Origin of the sequence: Nocardia harenae NBRC 108248 (genome assembly GCF_001612885.1) — a bacterium.
Lineage (GTDB): Bacteria > Actinomycetota > Actinomycetes > Mycobacteriales > Mycobacteriaceae > Nocardia > Nocardia harenae.
This window is the reverse complement of sequence record NZ_BDBH01000004.1, coordinates 1,144,809-1,168,526: the sequence shown is the minus strand read 5'-3', so window position 1 is coordinate 1,168,526 and position 23,718 is coordinate 1,144,809. Positions and strand designations below refer to the sequence as shown.

Annotated in this window: 23 protein-coding genes; 14 read left to right on the top strand and 9 right to left on the bottom strand. The window is 73.5% G+C overall.

The window, feature by feature from the left end; translation table 11 throughout:
• Positions 1 to 655: 655 nt before the first annotated feature.
• Positions 656 to 1,924, top strand: coding sequence for a lytic transglycosylase domain-containing protein (locus NH2_RS11560; protein WP_245650512.1), 1,269 nt, complete (start codon positions 656 to 658; stop codon positions 1,922 to 1,924).
• Between the two features lie 110 nt (positions 1,925 to 2,034).
• Here NH2_RS11560 and NH2_RS11555 read toward each other — a convergent pair whose 3' ends face one another.
• Together NH2_RS11555 and NH2_RS11550 are read right to left on the bottom strand one after the other, a co-directional pair.
• Positions 2,035 to 2,856 (bottom strand): SGNH/GDSL hydrolase family protein, encoded by an 822-nt coding sequence (locus tag NH2_RS11555; protein WP_369690038.1) that lies wholly within the window; start codon positions 2,854 to 2,856, stop codon positions 2,035 to 2,037.
• Positions 2,857 to 3,020: 164 nt separating this feature from the next.
• Positions 3,021 to 3,842 (bottom strand): SDR family oxidoreductase, encoded by an 822-nt coding sequence (locus NH2_RS11550; RefSeq protein ID WP_157103696.1) that lies wholly within the window; start codon positions 3,840 to 3,842, stop codon positions 3,021 to 3,023.
• Positions 3,843 to 4,014: 172 nt separating this feature from the next.
• Between NH2_RS11550 and NH2_RS11545 the strand changes: the two genes are divergently transcribed.
• Positions 4,015 to 5,016 (top strand): DMT family transporter, encoded by a 1,002-nt coding sequence (locus tag NH2_RS11545; protein WP_084505407.1) that lies wholly within the window; start codon positions 4,015 to 4,017, stop codon positions 5,014 to 5,016.
• On the opposite strand, the gene NH2_RS11540 is transcribed toward NH2_RS11545, so the two are convergent.
• Complete coding sequence (locus tag NH2_RS11540; protein ID WP_245650511.1) at positions 4,936 to 5,730, bottom strand: DUF1206 domain-containing protein; 795 nt, start codon at positions 5,728 to 5,730, stop codon at positions 4,936 to 4,938. The genes NH2_RS11545 and NH2_RS11540 overlap by 81 nt on opposite strands.
• Before the next feature lie 388 nt (positions 5,731 to 6,118).
• Here NH2_RS11540 and NH2_RS11535 point away from each other — a divergent pair, with 388 nt between their 5' ends.
• From NH2_RS11535 to NH2_RS11520, 4 genes are all read left to right on the top strand, one after another.
• Positions 6,119 to 7,672 (top strand): sensor histidine kinase, encoded by a 1,554-nt coding sequence (locus NH2_RS11535; RefSeq protein ID WP_245650510.1) that lies wholly within the window; start codon positions 6,119 to 6,121, stop codon positions 7,670 to 7,672.
• A 62-nt stretch (positions 7,673 to 7,734) separates the two neighbouring features.
• Entirely contained in the window at positions 7,735 to 8,649 is a 915-nt protein-coding gene (locus NH2_RS11530) for a metal ABC transporter substrate-binding protein (RefSeq protein WP_067652365.1), read from the top strand.
• Positions 8,646 to 9,383: a metal ABC transporter ATP-binding protein gene (locus NH2_RS11525; RefSeq protein WP_067652363.1), complete on the top strand. Its 738-nt coding sequence runs from the start codon at positions 8,646 to 8,648 to the stop codon at positions 9,381 to 9,383. The genes NH2_RS11530 and NH2_RS11525 overlap by 4 nt, the downstream gene beginning before the upstream one ends.
• 35 nt (positions 9,384 to 9,418) lie before the next feature.
• Entirely contained in the window at positions 9,419 to 10,249 is an 831-nt protein-coding gene (locus tag NH2_RS11520; RefSeq protein WP_067652610.1) for a metal ABC transporter permease, read from the top strand.
• Between the two features lies 1 nt (position 10,250).
• Here NH2_RS11520 and NH2_RS11515 read toward each other — a convergent pair whose 3' ends face one another.
• On the bottom strand, positions 10,251 to 11,105 hold the full coding sequence (locus NH2_RS11515) for an oxygenase MpaB family protein (protein ID WP_084505406.1): 855 nt from the start codon (positions 11,103 to 11,105) through the stop codon (positions 10,251 to 10,253).
• Between the two features lie 230 nt (positions 11,106 to 11,335).
• On the opposite strand from NH2_RS11515, the gene NH2_RS11510 reads away from it, so the two are divergent.
• Entirely contained in the window at positions 11,336 to 12,907 is a 1,572-nt protein-coding gene (locus NH2_RS11510; RefSeq protein ID WP_245650530.1) for an AMP-binding protein, read from the top strand.
• A gap of 150 nt (positions 12,908 to 13,057) precedes the next feature.
• Here the strand turns inward: NH2_RS11510 and NH2_RS11505 are convergent, their stop codons facing one another.
• The 3 genes from NH2_RS11505 to NH2_RS11495 all read right to left on the bottom strand — a co-directional run bounded on the left by NH2_RS11505 (position 13,058) and on the right by NH2_RS11495 (position 16,406).
• Positions 13,058 to 13,819, bottom strand: a complete 762-nt coding sequence (locus NH2_RS11505) for an alpha/beta fold hydrolase (RefSeq protein WP_084505404.1) — start codon at positions 13,817 to 13,819, stop codon at positions 13,058 to 13,060.
• A 26-nt stretch (positions 13,820 to 13,845) separates the two neighbouring features.
• Positions 13,846 to 15,450: an alkaline phosphatase D family protein gene (locus NH2_RS11500; protein WP_067652607.1), complete on the bottom strand. Its 1,605-nt coding sequence runs from the start codon at positions 15,448 to 15,450 to the stop codon at positions 13,846 to 13,848.
• Positions 15,451 to 15,614: 164 nt separating this feature from the next.
• On the bottom strand, positions 15,615 to 16,406 hold the full coding sequence (locus NH2_RS11495) for a VOC family protein (RefSeq protein ID WP_067652357.1): 792 nt from the start codon (positions 16,404 to 16,406) through the stop codon (positions 15,615 to 15,617).
• 146 nt (positions 16,407 to 16,552) lie between these two features.
• Between NH2_RS11495 and NH2_RS11490 the strand changes: the two genes are divergently transcribed.
• From NH2_RS11490 to NH2_RS11475, 4 genes are read left to right on the top strand one after another with little or no spacing between them, the layout of a single operon-like run.
• Positions 16,553 to 17,041: an FBP domain-containing protein gene (locus NH2_RS11490; RefSeq protein ID WP_067652355.1), complete on the top strand. Its 489-nt coding sequence runs from the start codon at positions 16,553 to 16,555 to the stop codon at positions 17,039 to 17,041.
• A 40-nt stretch (positions 17,042 to 17,081) separates the two neighbouring features.
• Positions 17,082 to 17,681 (top strand): sulfite oxidase-like oxidoreductase, encoded by a 600-nt coding sequence (locus NH2_RS11485; RefSeq protein ID WP_067652353.1) that lies wholly within the window; start codon positions 17,082 to 17,084, stop codon positions 17,679 to 17,681.
• Positions 17,651 to 18,391, top strand: a complete 741-nt coding sequence (locus tag NH2_RS11480; RefSeq protein ID WP_067652351.1) for a ferredoxin reductase — start codon at positions 17,651 to 17,653, stop codon at positions 18,389 to 18,391. The genes NH2_RS11485 and NH2_RS11480 overlap by 31 nt, the downstream gene beginning before the upstream one ends.
• Before the next feature lie 50 nt (positions 18,392 to 18,441).
• A complete protein-coding gene (locus tag NH2_RS11475) occupies positions 18,442 to 19,452 on the top strand; it encodes a TIGR03617 family F420-dependent LLM class oxidoreductase (protein WP_067652350.1) in 1,011 nt (336 codons plus the stop codon).
• A 43-nt stretch (positions 19,453 to 19,495) separates the two neighbouring features.
• Here NH2_RS11475 and NH2_RS29200 read toward each other — a convergent pair whose 3' ends face one another.
• Positions 19,496 to 20,722, bottom strand: coding sequence for a heavy-metal-associated domain-containing protein (locus tag NH2_RS29200; RefSeq protein ID WP_067652348.1), 1,227 nt, complete (start codon positions 20,720 to 20,722; stop codon positions 19,496 to 19,498).
• Between the two features lie 170 nt (positions 20,723 to 20,892).
• Here NH2_RS29200 and NH2_RS11465 point away from each other — a divergent pair, with 170 nt between their 5' ends.
• Positions 20,893 to 21,717 (top strand): SMP-30/gluconolactonase/LRE family protein, encoded by an 825-nt coding sequence (locus NH2_RS11465; RefSeq protein ID WP_067652346.1) that lies wholly within the window; start codon positions 20,893 to 20,895, stop codon positions 21,715 to 21,717.
• An 85-nt stretch (positions 21,718 to 21,802) separates the two neighbouring features.
• The gene (locus NH2_RS11460) at positions 21,803 to 22,615 is read left to right on the top strand and encodes a DUF1206 domain-containing protein (protein WP_067652344.1); all 813 of its coding nucleotides are present in this window, start codon (positions 21,803 to 21,805) and stop codon (positions 22,613 to 22,615) included.
• Here the strand turns inward: NH2_RS11460 and NH2_RS11455 are convergent.
• On the bottom strand, positions 22,581 to 23,279 hold the full coding sequence (locus NH2_RS11455; protein WP_067652342.1) for an alpha/beta fold hydrolase: 699 nt from the start codon (positions 23,277 to 23,279) through the stop codon (positions 22,581 to 22,583). The genes NH2_RS11460 and NH2_RS11455 overlap by 35 nt on opposite strands.
• A 51-nt stretch (positions 23,280 to 23,330) precedes the next feature.
• On the opposite strand from NH2_RS11455, the gene NH2_RS11450 reads away from it, so the two are divergent.
• Entirely contained in the window at positions 23,331 to 23,663 is a 333-nt protein-coding gene (locus NH2_RS11450) for an MmcQ/YjbR family DNA-binding protein (RefSeq protein ID WP_067652340.1), read from the top strand.
• Positions 23,664 to 23,718: the final 55 nt, after the last annotated feature.

Genomic DNA, 23,718 nt, shown 5'->3' with positions numbered 1-23,718 from the left:
TTCCTGGTCGGGGCCTTCGGCCGTTTCACGCTGCTGGAGTAGCGCGGGCGGCTCGGCGGGCGCACGATGTTCTTCGCGGTGGCGGGGCTGGACGAGCCGGTCGACAACGGTCCGCACCTCTTCGCCGGGTGCTACGACGCGCAGCTCAGGTATGTCGACACGATCGGCGCCGATGATCGGTTGCTCTGGGACGCACCGCCTTTCGCCATCCGGACCGGCGCCGACGCGCTGCTCACGCCGCGCGGGCCGGAGTGGTGGCCGCTGAACCTGCGCCGCACCCTCGGGCCGGCCTGGCCGCCCATTACGCGGGCTGGGGATGCGGTGTGGCCGCAGGTCGGCCGACGAGGTGAGCCGCTACCTCGCGGCGACACCCGCGCGACGCTGATCGGTGCGCGCGAAGGTCCCCGGAACCGGGCCGTAGCTCGTACCCTGGACAGGAGTGCCCGGGTGGCGCCGCCGACATCGAGGCGAGGAGGCCAGGGTGTGAGGTTTCTGAGAAGTTCATGAAGCCTCCACGGTATTTTCCCCGCTTTTGCTATGGTCCAAGCAGCGTAAGTTAGTGCCGATTCGGCACTAGTAGCGTGTGCCGGTGGGGGATCGGCGCCGCGACCGAGAGGACGGTGTCGTCGATATGCGCAAGTCTGCCCCGGTAACGGTGTCGCTTCTGGTAGCTGCCGGGCTGGTCTCCGTCGGATCGGGCTCGGTGGTCTCGGCGGGTGGCGCCGGGGATGCAGGCGAAGCGCTGCTGGTCGGCTCCACCGGCTCGGATGCCGCCGTCGCGGAGGCGCCGACGCCCGCCTCCCGGATCGTGGGGTTGCTCCCGGTCGAGGGCGGGGTGGCGCGCGAGTTGCGGGCGGTTGTGCCGCCGGCGGATGGTGCGGTTCCGGTGGGTGGTGGTCCGGTGTTGCGGAGTATCGCGTTGCCGTCGGGGTCGGGGTTGCTCGGTGTTCCGGAGGTGGTGCTGGCGGCGTATCGGAATGCGGAGTTGGCGTTGGCGTCGGCGCAGCCGGGGTGTGGGGTGTCGTGGAATTTGCTGGCGGGGATCGGGCGGATCGAGTCGGGGCATGCGGGTGGGGGGCGGACGGATGCGGCGGGGACGACGGTGTCGCCGATCTTCGGTCCGGCGTTGGATGGGTCGTTGCCGGGTAACGAGGTGATCGCGGCGGCGGGTGGGGGGTTCGTGCGGGCGGTGGGGCCGATGCAGTTCCTGCCGTCGACGTGGGCGTTGTACGCGGCGGATGGGAATGGGGACGGGGTGTCGGATCCGCACAATGTGTTCGATGCGGCGTTGGGGGCGGGGAAGTATCTGTGCAGCGGGGGGTTGGATCTGCGGGATCGGGCGCAGGAGTTGCGTGCGGTGTTGCGGTACAACAATTCGATGTCGTATGCGGCGGATGTGTTGTCCTGGTCGGCGGCGTATCGGACGGGTGGGTCGCCGTCGGCGGGGCGGGTGTCGCCGGAGGCGATCGCGCCGGGGTCGGGGGGCTGGGGCACCGCGCCCGGTGCCCTGCTGACGTCGGCGCCGGTGCCCGGTTCGCTGGTGGCGGAGGCGCCGGAGGGGCTGCCGCTGGAGCAGGCGGTGCAGACGCCGACGCCCGCCGCGGTGCCCGAGCCCATGATCACCATTCCCGGGCTGCCGCCGATTCCGTGCGGCATCTTCTGCCCGCCGCCTCCGCCGCCGGTCGTGCCGCCCGGTGAGCCGGGGCCGCGGGCGGAGGAGTTGCCGCGCGAGGCGCCGGTGCCCGCGCCGCAGCCGGCGGTGCCGCCGGAGGAGCCGCGGCCCGGGCCGGTCCCCGTGGAGTTCGGCCCCGACGGACAGCCCGTTGCCCCCGCCCCCGACCCCGCGACCCCGCCGCCCCCCGGGCTCGTCCTCCCCTTCGGCATCACCATCCCGCTCCCGGTCCCGCCCGCTCCCGCGCCGTAGGCGCGCCTCGCCTGCGGCCTCGCGCCGGAGAGGTGGGCATATGCGGTCTGTCACCGGTCAGGGCGCGTTACCCGACGCAGGGTTTCGCACCCCGAATCGTCCCGGGCGCGTCAGCTCACCGGGGCGAGGGTGCGCAGCCGGGCCAGGACCAGGTCCGCCACCGCCGCCATGCCCGCGGCGGTCGGGTGGCAGGGCGTGCCGTGCGGGGGACGGCCGGGGACGGGGACGAAGAAATCCTGGGTCCAGGGGACGGCGGAGCCGGGGGCGTGGGCGAGGCTCGGGGTGCGGACGTCGACGAGGTGCGCGCCGACCCGGTCGGCGACGGCGGCGGTGCGGTCGGCGAGTGCTTCGGCGAGGTGGCGGTAGTGCCGGTCGGTGGCGGATTCGCCGGGGCGTGGGGGGCCCAGAACCGATAGATAGTTCACTACCAGCAAACGTGCATTCGGTGCCTGTCGGCGCACGGTGCCGAACACCCGGTGCAGCCGCTCCTCGAGACCACCGAGCGCGCGCCCGGTGGCGGCTTCGTCGGCGGAGCGGCGGGCGGCGGGGAGCAGCCGGATGGGAGAGGGCATGCGGCGGGCGATGAGGAACGCCGTCAGGCCGATGTCGTTGCCGCCGATGGTCACCGTCACCAGGTCGGTATCGGGGGTGAGGGCGGTGCGCTGCGGCGGGCAGCCGTACTGCCGCTCGTGCAGGATGTGCGCGCAGGTCGCCCCGGAGCTGGTGACATCGGTGAGCCGCAGCCCGGCCGCGCCCGCGATGAGGTGCGGGTAGTTGCGGGCGGAGCGGCCCGCAGCGCGCACCGAGCCGGGGGCGCGCGGCGCAATGCCCGGCCCGGAGGCGAAGGAGCTGCCGAGCGCGACGTAGCGGCGGCCGCGCCAGGGGGCGAGCGCGTCGGCGATGCGGTCGTCGGAGAGCTGGGCCACGGTCACCGCCCGGCGCCGCTGCGGCGAACTCGGGCGGCGGTGCCCGATCCTGCTCCGAACACCGCGATCGAACGGGGCCGATAGCTCATCGGCGGCTCTCCTCGCGCCAGGCGCCGGAACTCCCCGGACCGGCATCCGTGTCGCCACTCTAACCGGCGGCCCGATCTCCGCTACCAGCGGGATCGGCGGAAGCCGCCCTCGGAGTCCAGCACCTGGCCCACCAGCCAGCGACCCTCGTCCGAGATGAGCCAGGCGATGAGCCGGGCCGGATCGTCCGGTTCGCCCGCCCGGCCGCGCGGGAAGGCGGCGTGCACGGCGGCGGCGAAGCCAGGGTCGAGGCCGGTGCTCCCGGGGGAGAGGTAGCCGGTGTCGACCGGGCCGGGGTTGACGGTGTTCAGCACGATGCCGCGCTCGATGAGCTCGGCGGCGACCGTCGGCGTGAGCCCGGCCAGCACCGATTTCGCCGCGGCGTAGGCGACCTCGCCCGGCAGGGGGCCGAGGTGCTGGCCGGAGGTGAGCCAGACGACGCGGCCGCGGTCCGGCACCGCGCCGCGCTCCGGCCGGTACTGCCGGGCGAAGGCCTGGGTGAGCAGCAGCACCGAGCGGGCGTCGACCGCCCAGTGTCCGTCCAGCATGGCGGCGTCCACCTCGTGCAGGGTGCCGTCGCCGCCGCTGCGGGCGTGGTTGGCGACCAGGATGTCGAGGTGGCCGAGCTCGGCCACGGCATCGTCGATGAGCCGGTGCGCGGCGTCCGGGTCGGCGAGGTCGATGCTGCGGTCGACCACCGTGGTGGTGGCGGCCAGTTCGGTGCGCAGGGCGTCGGTGTCGTCGGCGCCCCACGGCTGTCGCTCGTCGTGCGGGCGCCAGTGCGCGAGGTAGAGCGCGGCGCCGCGCTCGGCGAGGCGGCGGGCGACGGCGAAGCCGATACCGGCGCGGCGTCCGGCGCCGGTGACCACGGCGACGCGGCCGGTGAGATCGCGGGAGGCAGACATACCCCATCCGACCCCGGGCGTTGTGGGGCGGCAACCCATTTATCGGTTCAGAATTGCTTAATGAGGATATGCGGATCAATGCATAGGTTGGGCGCGAAACGCCCGCGCTCGGTCGGTGCGATGGCCGAAATGCGCGCGACGGCGGGGCACCGTGCGGACTAGGTTCGGCCGCATGCGCGCGATCGGAACCGAGGGGCGGCGGGCCGCGGCGGCGGCCGCGGTGACGGTACTGCTCTGGGCCTCGGCCTTCGTCTTCATCCGGGCGGCGGGCGAGCACTTCTCGCCGGGGGCGCTGGCGCTGGGCCGGATGCTCGCCGGCGCGGTCGCGCTGGTGCTGATCTTGCTCGTCGTCGGCGACGGGATGCCGCCGCGCGCGGCGTGGCGGGCGATCGCGATCACCGGGGTGCTCTGGTTCGGCGTCTACATGGTGGCGCTGAACTGGAGCGAGGAGTACGTGGACGCGGGCACCGCGGCCATGGTGGTGAATATCGGCCCGGTGCTCATCGCGCTGCTCGGCGGGCTGGTGCTGGGGGAGGGGTTCCCGCGGCGGCTGGTGGCCGGGATCGCGGTGTCCCTCGCCGGTGCCGTCGTGGTCGGGCTCGCGACCGCGCGGGGCGGAGCGGCGCTCGGGGTGCTGCTCGCGCTGCTCGCGGCGACGACGTGGGCGATCTCCACCATCGTCCAGAAGCCGGCGCTTGCCGTGGCGTCCGCGCTGCAGGTGACGGCCGGGGGCTGCGTGGTCGGCGCGCTCGCCTGCCTGCCCTTCGCCGGGCAGTTGGTTCGCGAGGTCGGCGCGGCCCCGGCGGGCGCCACGCTGAGCCTGCTGTACCTCGGCGTCTTCCCGACCGCGCTGGCCTTCACCACCTGGGCCTACGCCCTGGCCCGCACCACGGCGGGGCGGATGGGGGTGACCACCTACGCCACCCCGGCGCTGGTGGTGCTCGGCTCCTGGCTGGCACTCGGCGAGGTGCCGGTGCCGCTCGCGCTGCTCGGCGGGGTGCTCTGCCTGGCCGGGGTCGCGGTGGCGCGCAGCGGGCCGAAGACGCCGAGCGGCCCGGCGGTCGAGACCGCCGGGCCGCTCGGGGGTGAAGGATCAGACCGGGACGCCGCCGTAGGTGCGGCGGTGCCTGGCCTCCAGGAAGGACAGCAGCCCGAAGGCGATGAGCCCCAGTGAGATCAGGATGAGCAGCCACGGGCCGAACGGGGTGCCGGCGAAATCGCGCAGCACGCCGTCGATGCCCTCGACCTGTGCCGGGTCGTAGTTCAGCGCGGCGACGAGGGCGGCGAGGCCGATGGCGGCGACCACGGCGCCGCGGGCGATGTAGCCCGCCCGGCCCAGCCAGACCGCGGCGGTCCGGGACCCGCGGGTCATCCAGCCCATCCGCAGGTCGTCGGTGAAGTGCAGCCGGGCGCCGCGCACGATGAGCAGCAGACCGAAGGCGAGCACTGCGATCCCGAGCAGCGCCACCACCACCTGGCCGCCGGGCCAGGCCAGGATGCGGGTGGTGAAATCGCGCGCCACCACGTCGCCGGAGGCAGGCAGCCTGCCGTCGACCACGAAGCGCAGGGTGAAGAAGAACGCGAGGGCGTAGAAGACGCCGGCCGCCGCCGCGTAGGCCCGGTGCCCGCCGGAGACGGTGCGCCCTGCCGTCGCCACCTGGGTGAAGCGCCACACCGCCAGCGCGGCGAAGCCGATGACCAGCACCCACAGCAGTAGGTAGCCGAGCGGCTGCTCGGCGAGCGCGGCCAGCGCGCCGACCTCGTTGGCCGAGTGCTCGGCGGTGCCGACGGCGAGCATGAAGCCGAGGACGCCGAGCACGATGTAGGCGATCCCGCGGGCCACGAAGCCGAACCGCGCGACCTGCTCCAGGCCCTTGCTGCGGCTCACGGTGCTCCGGCCGCGGGCCCCGCCGCCACCCCGGCGCCACGAGCGCCTGTCGACGGCTCGGCTCCCGCCGCGGCGGTCGCGGCGCCGATATCGATATCCGCTGGCACGCTGGAACATGCTGAGCTCCTTCACTCTCTGTGCTGCGGGGCATGCCCACTTCCGGCCGGGTGACACCGCGTGCCGCGCAGCCGACATCGATTGCGGGGCATCGATAACTCGGCCGCAGGCGGGAAAAGCCTTGCTGTGCTGGGCCGCAACCGTCCGGCGACCGCACTCGCCGCACCGCGCAAGCCCCGTGGACGGCACCGCACGCTCGGCGTGTCGGCGGTATGGCAGAGTGTGCGCAGGCGCTCGATCCCGGTGGCGCGGTCATCTGCGAGTCGAGAGCTTGGACGACACCATGAATACCCGTGCCAGGGGAGCGACCCGGCTGACTGTCGAGACCTGGTTCCAGCTGGTGCTCGGCTCCATGGTGGTGATCGTGCTCGCGGGTGCGGTCGCGGGGGCGAGCATGATCGCCCGCACCACCGAGAGCTCGACCCTCGTCATCGGCAGGCTCCAGCCCGCGCTCGCCGAGAGCTACCGGCTGCAGGCGGCGCTCATCGACCAGGAGAACGGCGTGCGCGGCTACGCCATCGGCGCCGACTCGGTGGCACTGCGCTCCTACGGCGCCGGCCGGGATGCCGAGCTGCGCGCGCTCGGCACGCTGCGCGGGCTGCTCGCCGACCGCCCGGAGGCGCTCGCCGACCTCGCCGCGGTGGAGTCCAGCGCCACCCGCTGGCGCACCGGCTACGCCGAGACCGTCACCGCGGCACCGGAGCGCGCCCGCGGCGCCGCCGCCGAGGGGCGGCGCCTCTTCGACGCGGTGCGCGCGGATTTCACCGGCCAGACCGACCGGCTGGCGGCCGCGCTGGACACCGAGCGCGCCGCCATGTACCACAACCGGGACAACCGCAATCTGCTGCTCGGCGGCCTGGTCGTGGTGTTCCTGCTGGCCGCGGTGCTGCTCACGGTGCTGGTGCGCGGCCTGGTGGTGCGGCCGCTCGGTGAGCTGCAGCGCAGCTCCCGGCGGGTGGCCGACGGCGACTTCGAGCACCGGATCACCGCGCGCGGCCCGGCCGACATCGCGACCGTGGGGGCCGCGGTGGAGGACATGCGCCGCCGGATCGTCGCCGAGCTGCGCTCCGCCCGCGAGCAGGAGGCCACCCTGGCCAGGCAGGCCGCCGACCTGGACGCGCAGACCGTCGAGCTGCGCCGCTCCAATCTGGAGCTGGAGCAGTTCGCCTACGTCGCCTCGCACGACCTGCAGGAGCCGCTGCGCAAGGTGGCCTCCTTCTGCCAGCTGCTGCAGAAGCGCTACGACGACAAGCTGGACGAGCGCGGCCGCGAGTACATCGAGTTCGCGGTGGACGGCGCCAAGCGCATGCAGGTGCTGATCACCGACCTGCTCAGCTTCTCCCGGATCGGCCGGGTGAACGATCGCACCGAGCGGCTGGAGCTGGACCCCGTGCTCGACCGGGCGCTGCGCACCCTCGGCCCCGCGATCGCCGAGGCGGGCGCGACGGTGCACCGGCCGGAGCGGCTCCCCGCGGTGGTCGGCGACCCGACGCTGCTGGAGCTGCTCTGGCAGAACCTGCTGGGCAATGCCGTGAAGTTCGCGGCGCCCGGGCGGAAACCGGAACTCCGGATCGAGCACGAGGAGCGCGACGGCGCGCACCACTTCGCGGTGTCCGACAACGGGATCGGCGTGCCGCCGGAGTTCGCGGAGAAGGTCTTCGTGATCTTCCAGCGGCTGCACAACCGGGAGGAGTACGGGGGAACCGGGCTCGGGCTCGCCATCTGCCGCAAGATCGTGGAGTTCCACGGCGGCCGGATCGAGCTGGACACCGCGTACACCGGCGGCGCGCGGTTCCGCTTCACGCTGCCCGTCGCGGTGGCGTAGCCGGAGCGAGAGTTCCGCCACCCGACCTTTCGAGTTCGGCTACCCGAACTTATGATGACCCCATGAAGTGGGATCGGATGGCGCTGCTCGTCGTGCTCGCGCTCGGGCTGGCCGCGAGCGGGTGCGACCGGGTGGGCGCGCGCGACGACGGCCGCCCGGTGGTGCTCACCACCTTCACCGTGCTCGCCGATATCGCCGCGAATGTCGCGGGGGACCGGCTCCGGGTGGAGTCGATCACCAAGGCGGGCGCGGAGATCCACGGCTACGAGCCGACCCCCGGCGATATCCGGCGGGCCGCGGAGGCCGATCTGGTGGTGGACAACGGGCTGAACCTGGAGGCCTGGTTCGCCAAGTTCGTCGCCGACCTGGACGTGCCGCACGTGGTCGCCTCGGAGGGGGTGCGGACCATCGACATCGCCGCCGACGCCTACGCGGGCAAACCCAACCCGCACGCCTGGATGAGCCCGCTCAACGTCCAGCTCTACGCCGACAACCTGGCCCGCGCCTTCACCGAGCTGGACCCGGACGGCGCGCAGCAGTACGCCGCCAACGCCGCCGCCTACCGGACCGAGCTGCAGCGGGTGCAGGACGACCTGGTGACCAGGCTCGCCGCGCTGCCCCCGGCCCAGCGCGCGCTGGTGACCTGCGAGGGCGCCTTCTCCTACCTGGCCCGCGACGCCGGGCTCACCGAGCGCTACATCTGGCCGGTGAACGCCGAGCAGCAGGCCACCCCGCAGCAGGTGACCGGGGTGATCGAGTTCGTCCGCGCGGCGGCGGTGCCCGCGGTGTTCTGTGAGTCCACCGTCTCCGACGCCCCCATGCGGCAGGTGGCGTCGGCGACCGGCGCCCGGCTCGGCGGGGTGCTCTACGTGGACTCGCTCTCCGAGCCGGACGGCCCGGTCCCCAGCTACCTGGAGCTGATCCGGCACGACGCCGACACTGTGGTGGCCGGGCTGACCGGGAGCACCGCCCGGTGACCGCGGCCATCGAGGTCGACGAGGTCACCGTGCACTACGGCGAGGTGCTCGCGCTGGAGCGCGCGTCGCTGCGGCTGGACCGCGGCCGGGTCTGCGCGCTGATCGGGATGAACGGCTCCGGCAAGTCCACGCTCTTCAAGTCGATCATGGGCATGGTCACCCCGGACACCGGCACCGTCCGCATCGCGGGCGGCACCCCGGCCGCGGCGCGGAAGGCGGGGCTGGTCGGGTACGTGCCGCAGTCCGAGGAGATCGACTGGGCCTTCCCGATCACCGTGCGCGAGGTGGTCATGACCGGGCGCTACGGCCGGCTCGGATGCACCCGCAGGCCGCGTGCCGCGGACCGGGCGGCGGTGGCCGACGCGCTGGAGCGGGTGGAGCTCGCCGACCTGGCGCACCGGCAGATCGGGCAGCTCTCCGGCGGGCAGCGCAAGCGCGCCTTCGTCGCCCGCGGCATCGCGCAGGGCGCCTCGGTGCTGCTGCTGGACGAGCCCTTCGCCGGGGTGGACAAGCGCTCCGAGGCCACCATCACCGCGCTGCTGCGCGAGCTGGCCGCCGACGGCGCCGCGGTGCTGATCTCCACGCACGACCTGCACGCGCTGCCGAACCTCGCCGACGAGGCGGTGCTGCTCATGCGGAAGGTGCTCGCGCACGGCGATATCGACGAGGTGATCCGCCCGGAGAACCTGGTCCGCGCCTTCGGCCTGGACCCGATGGCGGACGGCGCCCGGTGATCGACCTGCTGCTCGACCCGTTCGCCTACGACTTCATGGTGCGCGCGCTGGCCGCCACCGTGATCTCCGCGGTGGTCTGCGCCATCCTCTCCTGCTGGCTGGTGCTGATCGGCTGGTCGCTCATGGGCGACGCCGTCTCGCACGCGGTGCTGCCCGGCGTGGTGCTCGCCTACATCGTCGGCGCGCCGTTCGCGCTCGGCGCGGTGGTCTTCGGCTTCCTCGCGGTGGCGCTGATCGGGGTGGTGCGCGACACCAGCCGGGTCAAGGAGGACGCCACCATCGGCATCGTGTTCACCACGCTGTTCTCGCTGGGGCTGGTGCTCATCTCGGTGACGCCGAGCCAGACCGACCTGAACCACATCATCTTCGGCAACCTGCTCGGGGTCGCCCCCGCGGATCTGTGGCAGATCGCGGCGCTCGGTGCGGTGGTCTTCGTGGTGGCGCTGGCCAAGCGCCGCGACCTCACCCTGTATGCCTTCGACCCCACGCACGCGCACGCCATCGGGCTGAACCCGCGGCTGCTCGGCGCGCTGCTGCTCGGGCTGCTCGCGCTCACCGCGGTGACCGCGCTGCAGGTGGTCGGGGTGGTGCTGGTGGTGGCCATGCTGATCATCCCCGGCGCCACCGCCTACCTGCTCACCGACCGGTTCGGCCGGATGCTGCTGATCGCGCCCGGGCTCGCCGCCGTTGCTGCGGTGACCGGGCTGTACCTGGCCTACTACGGCGACACCTCGGCGGGCGGCATGGTGGTGCTCGCCCAGGGCGTGCTCTTCGCCGCGGTGTACCTGTTCGGGCCGCGGCACGGGCTGATCGCCACCCGCTGGGCGGTGGCGCGCAGGCGCAGACGGGCCGTGCGCGCCGGCTGACTCACACCAGCGGCTTGCCCGCCCGCAGCCTGCGCCGCATATCGGCCAGGTACCGGTCCAGCGGGTACTGCTGCCACGGCTCCGGCAGCCGCCGGATCAGGGTGCCGAGCCCGCGCATGACGAGCTCGAAGGCGCGCTGCCTGCGCGGCCCCCAGTCCAGCCCCAGCTGGTCGCGGAAGTGCTGTGGCAGATAGCCGGTGGTGAAGAAGCGGTTCACGCGCCTGCCGAGCAGCTGCTGCACCCGGCTGTACGGGCCGAGGTCGATCACCTGCTCCAGGAAGTAGCGGCGCACCTCGTCGTCGATGGAGAGCTGCGGCAGCATGGACTCCCAGTACTCGGCGAAGGCGGCGCGGTCGGCGGGCCACAGCTCCGCCGGCATCTGCAGCGTGGTGCCGAACCGCGCCGACGCCTGGTACAGCGCGTCGGAGAACTCCTCGGTCTGCTCGCCGTAGAGCAGCCGGAAGGAGTCGGCGGTGCCCAGGTAGATGCAGCCGGCCACCCAGAGCTGCAGCTTCGGGTCGAAGGCGTTGTAGCGCACCTCGGCGCCGGGCTGCGAGCGCACCTGCCGGTGCGAGGTATCGGTGGCGGCGCGGTAGGCGATCCGCTCCTCCTCGGTGCCGAGCATGGCGACCGCGAGGTAGGTGAGCGTGGTGCGGCCGCGCTTCTGCGGCCGCAGGTCGAAGCGGCCGCTCGCCACCGTGCTCTCCACCACGCCGCGGCCCACCGGTGCCAGGCTCAGCTGCATGATCACATTCGCCGGGCCGCCGAGTAGCGCGCCGGGCCCCGCGATGAAGCGGCGCCGGTGCATCGGATGGTCGCCCGCCGGGATCGGCGCCGGCTGGATCGAGCGGGTCATTGTCGATCTCCCGAGTCGATGAGACATGTTGATTCCAAGTCTCTCATGTAATCAACGGTTCAACAACGATCGCGCGTCCGATGACGCCTGATGTCGCAATAAGTGAATTAGGATTCTGTGCCTGCGCTACGCTCTGCGCACCGTTTTGTCGTCGCCGAGGGAGAACTGCCGTGGGGCTGCAGGAGCTGACCGATACGCTGGCCGCGGCGCGCGTGCTGATCCGGCGCGGGATGCTGGATCCGCTGCGCCCCGACCGCAATCTGCGCGCCGTGCGGGACGCGAACCACTACGGTCCGTTCACCACGGTGCTGCGCGCGGCGGCGCGCCGCTGGCCGGAGCGGACCGCGGTGATCGACGACCGCGGCGGGCTCACCTTCGCCGAGCTGGACTCGCGCTCGGACTCGCTGGCCCGCGGCCTCGCCGCGCGCGGCCACGGCGCCGGGACCGTGCTCGGCGTACTCTGCCGGGACCACCGCGGCATGCTGCTCGCCATGGGCGCGGCCGGGAAGCTCGGGGCTCGGGTGGTGCTGCTGAACACCGGGTTCGGCGGCCGCCAGCTGGCCGAGGTCGCGGCGCGCGAGCGGATCGCGGCGCTGCTGCTCGACGCCGAGTTCCTGCCGCTGCTCGCCGAGGTGCCTGCCGAGATCGCGCGCGTCCTCACCCGGGTGAGCGACGGGGCGGCCGACCCGGCGGCGCTCACGGTGGACGGGCTGGTCGCCACGTACGCGCCGGAGCCGCTGCCGACGCCCGCCACGGCGGGCGGGCTGGTCATCCTGACCAGCGGCACCACCGGCACGCCGAAGGGCGCGCCGCGGGAGCAGGTCTCGCCGCTGCAATCCGCGCAGTTCCTGGATCGCATTCCGCTCCCGAGGGACAGCGCCATGGTGATGGCGGCGCCGCTGTTCCACGGCACCGGCCTCTCCCAGCTCGGGCTGGGCTGGGCGCTCGGCAACACCGTCGTGCTGCGCCCCGGCCGGTTCGATCCGCGCTGGACGGTGGCGGCGGTCGCCGAGCACCGGGCCGGGAGCCTGGTGGTGGTGCCGACCATGCTGCAGCGCATCGTGGATCTACCCGCCGCCGAGCTGAGCGCGCACGACACCTCGGCGCTGCGGGTGATCTTCGCCGCCGGGTCGTCGGTGTCGCCGGACCTGAGCAGGCGGACCGCCGAGCTCTTCGGCGAGGTGCTCTACAACCTGTATGCCTCCACCGAGGTGGCGGTGGCGGCGGTGGCGACGCCGGCGGACATGCGGCTGGCGCCGGGCACCGTCGGGCGGCCGCCGGTGGGGTGCCGGGTGGCGCTCTACGACGAGCGACGGCAGCGGATCACCGAGCCGGGGGTGGTCGGGACGATCTTCGTCTCCAGCGGGCTGAGCTTCGCCGGGTACACCGACGGGCGCACCAAGGAGACCGTGGACGGGCTGCTCTCCAGCGGCGACGTCGGGCATTTCGACGCCGAGGGGCGACTGTTCGTCGACGGCAGGGACGACGACATGATCATCTCGGGCGGCGAGAACGTATTCCCGCTCGAGGTGGAGAACCTGCTGGTCGAGCGGGGTGACATCGCCGAGGCGGCGGTGGTCGGGGTGCCGGACCCGGATTTCGGGCAGCGGCTGCGGGCCTTCGTGGTGCCGGTCGACGGCGCCGCGGTGGACGAGCAGGAGATCAAGGACTACGTCAAGGCGGATCTGGCGCGGCACAAGGTGCCGCGGGAGGTGATCGTGCTGGACGAGTTACCGCGGAACGCGACCGGGAAGCTGCTGCGCCGCGCCCTGCTCGAGTACGGCCCGGACGCCGCCGGATGAGCGCGCCCGCCGGGGCGGCGCCCGAGCCGGAGCGCCACCGAGATCCTGGACTGCTTCGGGAAGTGCCCGCGCTGCGGGTATCCCGCCACCGCGTGGCTGCACACCATCGTCGCCGAGGGGCGGACCAGGCGCGCGGGCGGAGGTGACGCCTCAGGCGAGGGCGGCGCGCAGGGCTTCCGCGACGCCGCGCGGGCGGAGGCTCGGGGCGGTGTGCCCACCGGGGAACACCGCGACCGGTACCCCGAGCAGTGCCCCGAGCGCGTGCGCGCACTCGGCGGGCGGCCCCTCGGTCGACCGCCCGACCGCGGGCACCACCAAGTCCGCCCTGAGCGCGGAGACATCCGGCCGGTACGTCCGGACGGCGGGCGCGTCGTGCCGCAGGAAGACCTCGAGGTTGGGCCGCTCGAAGTCCGGCCGCCCGATCTCGACCTCCGGCTCCCTGTCGCCCGGGTTCACCGCGATGAGCTGCGCGAAGGCCACCATGGCCGCCGCCACCCCCGCGGTCGCGTATGCCTCCTCGAGCCGCTTCTGCGCGGCGAAGAGCGCCATCCCCTCCGCGTCCGGCAGCAGCGCGGAGACCGGCGGCTCGTGCGCCACCACCCGGGAGACCGAGTACGGATGCCGGATCGAGAGTTCCAGCGCGATGGCCGCGCCGATGCTGCTCCCGAACACCGCCGCGGGCCCGTCGGCCACCTTCGCCAGCACGGCGGCCGCGTCGTCGGCGTGGTCGGCGAGTGAATCGGCGGGCGGCAGCTCGGTCCGCGCCTGACCGCGCCGGTCGTAGGTCACCACGGTGAAGCCGGCGGCCAGCTCGTCGCCGAGCGCGCCGTACCCGTCGGCATCCCCGTCGCCGCCGGGCAGCAACACCAGCACCGGCCCCGAACCCCGGACGCGGTAGTGGATTCCGCTCATGCCGCCGAGGCTACCCGCGGCCGCCGTCAGGAATGCGGGGGCCGGAGCTCGAGCTCGGCGACCCGCACCAGGCCGCACTCCGCGCGGGCGGTCTCGAGCACGAAGCGTCCGCGCCGCCCGTCCAGGTGTAGCGCGGCGAGCGAGTTGCCGAAGTGCGGCCCGCTGATCTTCTCCCAGCGCACCGGGTCGGGGGAGATCCCGCGCCGGTCGGCGAGCCGGCGCAGCGCCCGAGCCAACCGGCGCCCCCACGCCGCGGCGAAGACGGCGTGGAAGATCTTCGGCGGCTCGTTGTGCACCGGCGAGCAGACCAGCTGCAGCACGGTGGATTTCGTCGGCTCCTGGTAGTCGGCGCGCGCCGCGTAGCTGTGGTGCACGTCCCCGGAGAGCACCGAGATGGTGGCCGGCGCGTTCTCGGCGCTGCCGATCCGCCGGATGAGCGCGGCCAGCCGCTCGAAGGACTTCCGAAAGGCGGGCCAGTGCTCCAGATCCGCCTCCTGGCGCACCTTCTCGCCCAGCCTGCCGCGCCACCCCGGCAGCCCGGCGGCGCGCTCGTTCAGCGACTGGAAGTGGCTGAGCGCGGGCGGCATGAGCCACGGCAGCGACGACCCGATGAGCAGGTGGTCGATGTCGCCCGCCGCGTTCTCCTCCAGCCAGTCGAACTCCTCGGCGCCGACCATGAGCCGGTCGCCGTCCAGGATGCGTCCGCTGCGGGTGTCGATGACCAGCAGCCGGATCCGGCCGAAATCGCGGCGGTAGCTCCACCGCACCGGCTTGCGCCCGTCCGCCTCCCGGTCCGCCGCCGCGCCGAAATCCTCCAGCAGCTCCCGGACGTCGCCGCCGTGCGCGACGACCTTCCGGTAGAGCTCGTTCGCGGCCAGATCGTCCGGCGCCAGGTTGCCGAGGTGCTGGTAGACCCAGTAGGAGGCGAGCCCGGAGCGGATGCGCTCCGGCCACCAGGGCAGCGCCGCCATCTGCTCGCGCCAGGTGCGCGAGGTGTTCCAGTCGTCGCGCACGTCGTGGTCGTCGAAGACCATGGAGGTGGGCACGGTGGACATCAGCCAGCGGATCTCCGGGTCGGCCCAGGACTCGTGGTACAGCTCGGCGTACTCCCGGAACGAGACCACCTCGCCGACGGGCTCCTCGCCGTTTCGCCTTTCCGCCAGCCACTTCGTGATCCGCGGCGTCGGCTCGTCGGCGTAGACCTGGTCGCCGAGCAGGACGAGCGCGTCCGGCCACTCGGTCTCGGGCAGCTCCTTCATGCGCAGCGCGTAGGTGTCGAGCGCGTCCACCCCGACCTTGTCGGCGGCGAGCGCGCCCGGCTCCGCCTTGGCCGCGCGGCAGGAGCCGAAGATGAGCGTGCGCACCGGGTGCGTGCGGATCCGGCTCGGCGGGAACTCCGAATCCGGCTCCGGCCACACCCGGGCGCCGTCCAGCGCGACCTCGTACGGCACCGAGCCGTCCGGCTCCAGCCCCTCCACCACCACCAGGGCGAAGTGCAGCTCGCCGACCTGGAAGGTGCGGGCGCCCGCGCCGAGCACCGTGACCTCGCAGGGCGCGTCGGTCTCCACCCACACCGTCGCCGAGGTGGCGTCGACGTGCCGCAGCACCGGACCGAGAACCAGTTCCGCCATGACCTCGACGGTACGTCGCCCGCGCCGCGGCGGCGCGCCGAATCGGCCCGCGAACTCCGGTCGGCCCGGGGCGAACACGTCGGACAGCGCCTCGGCGCGGTCCGCGCACACGACGGCGGACCGCGGGCCGCTCGAGGCGCCGGTGCGGCCGCCGATTTCGCGGCTCAGGCGCCGGGCGCCGCGCCCACCGTCCGGCTCGGGTCGATGACGGCGAAGACCTCGCCCTGCGGGCCGCGCAGCACGCCCATGCGACCGAACGGGCTGTCGTCGGGGCCGCTCAGCACCGCGGCGCCGAGCTCGGCGGCGTGCCGGAGCGCGGCGTCGGTGTCGTCCACCTGGAACCAGGTGAGCCAGTACGACGGCTGGGCGCCGACCTCGTTGACCCCGCCGAGCGGCGGCCCGTCGGGGGTGTGCGCGAAGGTGGAGTAGACGAAGTTCTCGCCGTCGCCGATCTCGGCGTAGGCCCAGCCGAAGACCCCGGTGTAGAACTCCTGGGCGCGCCGGTACCCGTCGGTGTGCAGCTCGTTCCAGCAGTAGGCGCCGTGTTCGTTGTAGATCCCGGCACCGTGGTGGCCGCGCGCCTCCCAGACGCCGAAGGCGGCGCCGGTGGGGTCGGCGGCGACCAGCATGCGCCCGACGTCCATGACGTCGAAGGGCGGCACCAGCACGCCGCCGCCGCTCGCCGTCACCGCGGCCGCGGTGCGGTCGGCGCTCTCGGTGGCGATGTAGGTGGTCCACACCGACGGCATGGCCGTCCCGGAGGGTTTGGGGCCGATCCCGGCGGCGGCGCGGTTCCCGCGCATCGCCATGAGGTAGCCGCCGTACTCGGGGCCGCTCCCCTCGATCTCCCAGCCGAAGAGCGCGCCGTAGAACGCGGCGGCCTGCTGCGTGTCGTCGACCTGGCAATCGACCCAGCACGGGGTGCCGGGCGACCAGGGGGTATCGCGATAGGGCATGTCGACCTCCTCTGTCGGTAGTCGTTCCGGTTCATCCTGCGCGCATCGGCCGGGCCGTGCCCCGGGTTCCGGCAATCGATCGGCGAATAGGGGGTTCCGCGATAATCGCGTTGTCCGCCCGGCGCGGAATTCGTACCGTCGGACGCATGGATCCGATTACCGAGGGCGAGATTCGCTCGTCGTTCGTCAACTGTTCCAAGGGCGAGGCCAAGCGGCTGCCGGTCCCGCGCGATCTGGCCGAGCGGCCCTGGGCGGACCTGGACTTCCTCGGCTGGAGCGACCGCTCGCTGCCCGGCCGCTGCTACCTGGTCGCCCCCGGCGCCGACGGCCCGGTCGGAGTCGCGCTGCGCTACGAGACCGGCGGCTCCGGCCGGGCCCAGATGTGCACCATCTGCCTGACCACGCACACCGGCGGCGGGGTCTCGCTGCTCACCGCGCACAAGGCGGGCGAATCCGGGCGGCGCGGCAACTCGGTCGGCACCTACATGTGCACCGACCTGGCCTGCTCGCTCTACGCCCGCGGCCTCCGGCGCCCGGCACTCGGCAACCGCTACCGCGAGGATCTGAGCACCGAGGAGAAGGTCGAGCGGGTGCGGGAGAACCTGCGCGCCTTCCTCGACCGGCTGCACAGCTGAGCGCTGCGGCCCGGCTATCCGGGGGCTACGATCCCTGGTCATGGCCATCTTCTCGCCCGGGTTCCGGGGCCGGGCCCGCGGCGCGGACGACCGGCTGCCGCCGGGCCAGTACCTGACCGAGGACTTCCCGGTGCTCGCCGCGGGCCCGACCCCGCGGATCGACCCGGCGCGCTGGAGCTTCACCGTCACCGACGAGACCGGCGCCGAGACCAGCTGGAGCCGCGCGGAGTTCCTCGCGCTGCCGCAGGAGCGGCCGCACGTCGACATCCACTGCGTGACCCGCTGGAGCAAGCTGGACACCGACTGGACCGGGGTCTCGCTGGACACCCTGCTCGCGGAGGTCGAGACCCAGGCCGAGTACGCGCTGGTGCACTGCTACGGCGGCTACACCACCAACCTCCCGCTGGACGACCTGCTGGACGGGCAGGCCTGGGTGGTGCACCGCTACGACGGCGCCGAGCTCGACCCCGAGCACGGCGGCCCGGCCCGGCTGCTCGTCCCGCACCTCTACTTCTGGAAATCGGCCAAGTGGGTGCGCGGCATCCGGCTGCTGGACCGGGACGAGCAGGGCTTCTGGGAGGCCGCCGGCTACCACGACTACGGAGATCCATGGCGCGAGCAGCGGTACCGGGACGACTGACCGCCGCCCGCGGCTGGCGCCCCGCCGAACTGGCGGGCGAGCGATTCGAGACCCCCTCCGCCCGCACCCTGGTGCTGCGGGTCGCGGACTGGCCGGGGCACCTGCCCGGCCAGCACGTCGACGTCCGGCTGACCGCTGCCGACGGCTATCGGGCGGTGCGCAGCTACTCGCTCGCCGCGCCCGCGGACGGCGATATCCTCGAACTCACCGTGCAGCGGGTGCCGGACGGCGAGGTCTCCGGCTACCTGGTGGACGAGCTGCCGCTGGGCGCGAGCGTCGAGCTGCGCGGCCCGGTGGGCGGCTGGTTCGTCTGGGATCCGGCCACCGGCGGCCCGGCCGTGCTGGTCGCGGGCGGCTCCGGGGTGGTGCCGATCATGGCCATGCTGCGGGCACGGCGCGCGGCCGGGTCGGCGGTGCCGATGCGGGCGCTGTACTCGCTGCGCACCCCCGCGCAGCGCTACTACGGCGCGGAGCTGGGCGGCGACGACGTCTTCTTCGCCTACACCCGGCGGGTGCCGGAGGGCTACGCGCGCGACCCCGGCCGCCTCACCGCCGCCGAGCTCACCGAGCACGGGCTGCCGCCCGCGCCCGACGTCACCTGCTACGTCTGCGGGCCGAACGGCTTCGTCGAGGCCGCCGCCACGATGCTGGTCGAGCTCGGGCACGACCCGGCGCGGGTCCGCACCGAACGCTTCGGCCCGTCCCGCTGACAACCACCGAACTGGACACCTGAACGGATCGCTGTCCATAGGATGGCCGGGTGAAAGTACACCTGCAGGTCGACGGCGCGCCCGGCCGGGCCGCCGCGCACGCCGTCGAACTCGCCGCGACCGGAGCCGACGGCCTGTTCACCTTCGAGGGCCCGCACGACGTCTTCTTCCCGCTGGTGGCCGCCGCCGGGGCGGCGCCGCTCGAGCTCATGACCAATGTCGCGATCGCCGGGCCGCGCAGCCCGCTGCACCTGGCGCACGCCGCGCACGACCTGCAGAGCTACAGCGCGGGGCGGTTCCGGCTCGGGCTCGGCTCGCAGATCCGGGTGCACATCGAGAAGCGGTACGGCAGCACCTGGGGCAACCCGGCCGCGCGCACCGCCGAGACGGTGGCCGCCGTCAAGGCGATCCTCGATGCCTGGGAGGGCAAGGCGCCGCTGAACTTCCGCGGCGAATTCAGCACGCACACCCTGATGCCGCCGAACTTCGACCCGGGGCCGAACCCGTTCGGCCCGCCGCCGGTGCTCATGGGCGCGCTCGGCCCGGTCATGACCCGCAAGGCCGCCGAGGTGGCGGACGGGCTGCTGGTCATGCCGTTCAACACCGACCGGCACCTGGCCGAGCGCACCGCCCCCGCCATCGCGGACGGCCTGCGCCGCTCCGGCCGCAGCGCGGCGGAGTTCCCGGTGATCGGGCAGGTCATGGTGGCGGTGGGGCGCACCGAGGCGGAGCTGGCGGCGGCGATCGCCGGGGTCGGCATGCTCATCGCCTTCTACGGCTCCACCCCGGCCTACCGCCCGGTCCTGGAGGTCGAGGGCTGGGGCGAGGTGCAGCCGCGGCTCAACCAGCTCTCCAAGACCGGCGGCTACGCCGAGATGCGCGCCCTCGTCACCGAGGAGATGGTGCGGCGCATCGGCATCGTCGGCACCCCCGCCGAGTGCGCCGCCCGCATCCGCGCCCGCTTCGGCCCCGAGGTCGCCGAGGTCTGCTGCTACTTCCCCGGCTACACCCCGGCTCCCGGGGCCGTCGCCGACCTGGTCACCGCGCTGCACGCGGCCTGACCATCGCCGCGCGCCGAAGGGGCGGAGACGTCGCGCGCCGCCGTCAGGCCAGCGGCGCGCGGTCCGGGGTGAGCACGGCGGGGTTGTAGCCGCTGTCGCGCAGCGCCTCGAAAGCGCGCTCGCGATTGCGCGGGCTGCGGAACTCGGCGCGCACCGTCTTGCGCTCCAGATCGATGTCGTGCACCGCGATGTCCATGGCGGTGAGCACGGCGGTGATGGTGCGGACGCAGTGCTTGCAGTTCATGTCCGGCACCGTCACCAGCCCGTCGGCGTCGTCCGGGTCGCCGGGGGCCGGGGGAGCGGGCACCGGGTCGATGCGGGCCACCGCGGCGGCGAACGCCTCGACGAGCCGATCGGCGACGAGGCTGTGCAGCTGGAACGCCCAGCCGTCCACCCGCTGCCAGCTCGTGGCCGGGCAGACCGGGCGCTCGGCGGGGCCGAGCAGCGCGTACTGCCGGGAGATGAGGTCCAGCTCGTCGTGGTAGTGGGCGATGGCCTGCTCGGTGCCGAGCCCCTCCTCGGTGCGGGCCCGGTGCATGACCGCGCGGGCATCGGCGAGCGTGGCGTCCTTCATGGCGTGCAGTGCGGCCATCGACTCCGGGGTGTAGCGCAGCCGCTCCCCGGTCGCGGCGAAGGCCACCGGGATCATGCCGCGCCGGTGCGTCGAGGCCTGCAGCTCCCAGAACCAGCGCGTCGCCACCGTGCCGAAGATCCCCGAATCCCGCAGCGCGCGGGCGAAATCGACGGGGTCGCGGTGCGGGGTGCGGTGCGCGAGCAGCGCGTGCTGGGTGAGTGCCCGCGCCGCCGCCTCCACCCCGACCCGGACGATCTCCAGCGGCTCCTGGTCGGTGGTCGTCCCGGCCAGCACCGCGCGGGCGGGCGCGTCCAGCGCGCGCACCCGCCCGAGGAAGAGCTCGTCGGTGCGCAGCGCCCGCCACAGCTCCAGGAAGGCCGAGCGGGCGGCGATCGGCACGATCGGCCCTGGCCCGGCGGCGTGGAAGTGGCCGGTATTGGTGATGCCGTCCTCGTCCACCCAGGTGAGCCGGTGGGTCGCCGAGGTGACCAGCTCGGCCGGGCACGGCCGCATGAAACGCTCCAGGTAGAGCCGCTGCGAGAGCGTCAGGTGGGTGCCGGGCTCCGGGGTGAGCGGCACGGCGCGGTAGTGCGCGGTGACGGGTTCGCGGTCGGGCGCGGCCGCGGCCAGCAGCCCGGGGTGGGCGAGCGAGCCGAGAATGCGGGCGAGGGCGGCACGGTCGTAACGCGGTTCCACGGGACCTCCCGACTGCGTGGCGGCACGACGACACGCCGTCGTGCCCGCACGCGATGTGCTGGCGCGGCGTCCGGCCCCGTCCCAGAATAGCGGGGCCCGCCGTGCGGACCGACGAGTTTCCGCGACCCGGACCGTCGGTACCGATGACGTCGAGGTGAGGAGTCAGGCCGATGCGAATCGTGCGCGAGGGGATCGGATTCGGGGAGTCGCTGCGCTGGCACCGCGGCAGGCCGTGGGTGGCCGACTGGGCCGCCGGGCAGGTGCTCGCGCTGGACGGGGCAGGCGGCGCCGAGGTGATCGCCGAGGTGCCGTCCTTCCCGCTCTGCTTCGACTTCCTGCCGGACGGCAGGCTGCTGCTGCTCGACTCCGCGGGGCGCCGGGTGCTGCGCCGCGAACCCGACGGCTCCCTGCACCCGCACGCCGACCTCGCCGAGTTCGGCCCGACCCCGTGGAACGAGATCGTGGTGGACGCGGCGGGCCGCGCCTACCTCAACAACATCGGGTTCGACTTCCCCGGCGGCGATTTCGCCCCCGGCTTCCTGGTCCTGGTCGGCACCGACGGCACCGCCCGCCGGGTGGCGGGCGACCTCGCCTTCCCGAACGGCATGGCCGTCCTGCCCGGCGGCGGAACCCTGATCCTGGCCGAGTCCTACGCGGAGCGGTTGACCGCGTTCGCCGTGCACCCCGACGGCACGCTCGGCCCGGCCGCGGAGTGGGCCGCCACCCCCGGCCACCACCCGGACGGCATCTGCGCCGACGCCGACGGCGCGATCTGGTACGCCGATGTCGGCACCGCGCGCTGCGTCCGGGTGCGCGCGGGCGGGGAGCGCTGCGGCGCCGTGGAATTCGACCGCGGCGCCTTCTCCTGCACGCTGAGCCGGGGCGCCGATCCGCAGCTCTACCTGGTCGGGCAGGAGTGGGGCGGTGTGCAGGGCGGGCCGTCGGGGGTCGTGGCGGCGGTACCGGCTCCCGCGCCCGGCGCCGGGTGGCCGTAACCCGTTCGCGGGCAGTGGCGCCCGTTTCGGCGCCGCGCGGCCGGGTAACTGCCGTACGACCGCACCGCACGGATGAGAAGGCACCATGGCTATCAGCAATACCTCGACGGGGTCCGCCAGCCGGATCGCCCAGAACCGTACATTCGAGCAGTTCGCCCGGGCCGGCTACGTGATGAGCGGCGTCGTACACCTGCTCATCGGCTACATCGCCCTTCGCGTCGCCTTCGGCAGCGGCGGCACCGCCGACCAGTCCGGCGCCATGGCCCAGATCGCGGCCGCGCCGGGCGGGAAGTTCGTGCTCTGGTTCGCCGTGGTCGCCTTCGTGCTCATGGCGCTCTGGCGGCTGGCCGAGGCGGCCTTCGGCAGCGCCAACAAGCCGGACAAGAACAGCGCGGAGGGCGAGGCCTTCCGCCGGGTGAAGGCGCTGGCCACCGCCGTTGTCTACGCGGCGCTCGCGCTCACCGCCTTCTCCTTCGCCAGGGGCGGCGGCAACTCCAGCAGTGGCCAGAGCAAGGGCACCACCGCCAAGCTCATGGAGAGCACCGGTGGCCAGGCCGCGCTGATCATCGCGGCGCTGGTGGTGCTCGGCGTCGGCGGCTACTACGTGCACAAGGGCGTGACCAAGAAGTTCCTGGAGGACCTGGACACCAACAGTCAGCTCGCGAAGCGCCTGGGGACCGCGGGCTACGTCGCCAAGGGCGTCGCCATCGGCGTCATCGGCGCACTGATCGCCTGGGCCGTCTTCGACCACGACCCGAGCAAGGCCGCCGGGCTGGACGGCGCCCTCAAGACACTCGGCGCCCAGCCCTTCGGCCAGGTGCTGCTGGTGCTCGCCGCGATCGGCATCGCCGCCTACGGCCTGTTCAACTTCTTCCAGGCTCGGCACGCGAAGATGTGACGTACCGGTGCACCCGGTCGGCCAGCTCGCGCGGACGGCTCAGCATCACCCCGTGACTTCCGTCGATTTCATCGGGGTCGATGCCGAGCCGTTCGCGCACGAGCGTGCGCACGAACTCCGCCGGGAAGAAGCGGTCGTCCCGGCACAGCAGGAACCGGGTCGGCACCTCGGGCCAGGCGTCCAGCGGCACCGGGATGTCACCGTCCTCCACCTGCTCCCGCCCGCGCGCCAGCTCCTCGCTCGCCAGCTCGGCGGGCACGTCGTGCAGGAACGCGGCGACGACCTGCTCCTCGGTCTCCATCGGCAGCGCCAGGCCGAGCGTGTCGTACCCGGTCGCCGCCCACCACTCGTTCGGCGCCTCGCCCGGCGCCGGGATCATGGCGCTCACCAGGATCAGCTGCTCCACCGGGCGGCGCGCCGCCAGCACCGGCGCCACCAGCCCGCCGTACGAGTGCGCCACCACGACCACCCGCTCCGCGTCGCCGAGCTCGCCGACCAGGAAGTCCGCGTACTCCGCGATCCCGCTCTCCGGATCCTCGATCGGCAGATCCGGCGCCAGCACCTCGTACCCGCGCTCCCGCAGCAGCGGCGCGACCAGGTGCCAGTCCCAGCCGCTGGCGCCGCCGCCGTGGATCAGCAGGACGGTGATGGGGGAGTCGGTCATGCCGGGAAGCTTAGGCGCCGGGTGTCGGACCGCGATGGCAGGATTCCCGCCATGACCGCATCGGGGGACGATGTCCGCGCCTACGCCCTGTCGCTGCCGGAGACGGCCGAGGACTTCCAGTGGCAGATGCCGATCTTCCGGGTGGGGCGCTCGCTCTTCCTGACGCTGCCCGACGACGAGAGCTCCATGGCGGTGCGCTGCCCGATCGCCGACCGCGACGAGCTGGTGGCGGCCGAGCCGGAGAAGTTCTGGATCGCCCCGCACGAGGCCGGGAACGCCTGGGTCCGGGTGCGGCTGGCGGCGCTGGACGACCGGGCGGAGCTGCGCGCCATCGTGCTCGACTCCTGGCGCCTCGCCGCACCCAAGCGACTGCTCGAAACCTGAACAAGCGACCGGATCGATCCCCCGAGGCCTTCCGATACTGGCAGTTCACGCCGGG

Coding starts and splice junctions, on each gene's coding strand:
- NH2_RS11510 (WP_245650530.1), top strand. CDS start 11,336: ATGCTGGATCCGCTGCGCCCCGACCGCAATCTGCGCGCCGTGCGGGAC.
- NH2_RS11500 (WP_067652607.1), bottom strand. CDS start 15,450: ATGGCGGAACTGGTTCTCGGTCCGGTGCTGCGGCACGTCGACGCCACC.
- NH2_RS11550 (WP_157103696.1), bottom strand. CDS start 3,842: ATGTCTGCCTCCCGCGATCTCACCGGCCGCGTCGCCGTGGTCACCGGC.
- NH2_RS11460 (WP_067652344.1), top strand. CDS start 21,803: ATGGCTATCAGCAATACCTCGACGGGGTCCGCCAGCCGGATCGCCCAG.
- NH2_RS11450 (WP_067652340.1), top strand. CDS start 23,331: ATGACCGCATCGGGGGACGATGTCCGCGCCTACGCCCTGTCGCTGCCG.
- NH2_RS11495 (WP_067652357.1), bottom strand. CDS start 16,406: ATGCCCTATCGCGATACCCCCTGGTCGCCCGGCACCCCGTGCTGGGTC.
- NH2_RS11465 (WP_067652346.1), top strand. CDS start 20,893: ATGCGAATCGTGCGCGAGGGGATCGGATTCGGGGAGTCGCTGCGCTGG.
- NH2_RS11520 (WP_067652610.1), top strand. CDS start 9,419: ATGGTGCGCGCGCTGGCCGCCACCGTGATCTCCGCGGTGGTCTGCGCC.
- NH2_RS11505 (WP_084505404.1), bottom strand. CDS start 13,819: ATGAGCGGAATCCACTACCGCGTCCGGGGTTCGGGGCCGGTGCTGGTG.
- NH2_RS11530 (WP_067652365.1), top strand. CDS start 7,735: ATGAAGTGGGATCGGATGGCGCTGCTCGTCGTGCTCGCGCTCGGGCTG.
- NH2_RS11455 (WP_067652342.1), bottom strand. CDS start 23,279: ATGACCGACTCCCCCATCACCGTCCTGCTGATCCACGGCGGCGGCGCC.
- NH2_RS11545 (WP_084505407.1), top strand. CDS start 4,015: ATGCGCGCGATCGGAACCGAGGGGCGGCGGGCCGCGGCGGCGGCCGCG.
- NH2_RS11490 (WP_067652355.1), top strand. CDS start 16,553: ATGGATCCGATTACCGAGGGCGAGATTCGCTCGTCGTTCGTCAACTGT.
- NH2_RS11515 (WP_084505406.1), bottom strand. CDS start 11,105: ATGACCCGCTCGATCCAGCCGGCGCCGATCCCGGCGGGCGACCATCCG.
- NH2_RS11485 (WP_067652353.1), top strand. CDS start 17,082: ATGGCCATCTTCTCGCCCGGGTTCCGGGGCCGGGCCCGCGGCGCGGAC.
- NH2_RS11480 (WP_067652351.1), top strand. CDS start 17,651: ATGGCGCGAGCAGCGGTACCGGGACGACTGACCGCCGCCCGCGGCTGG.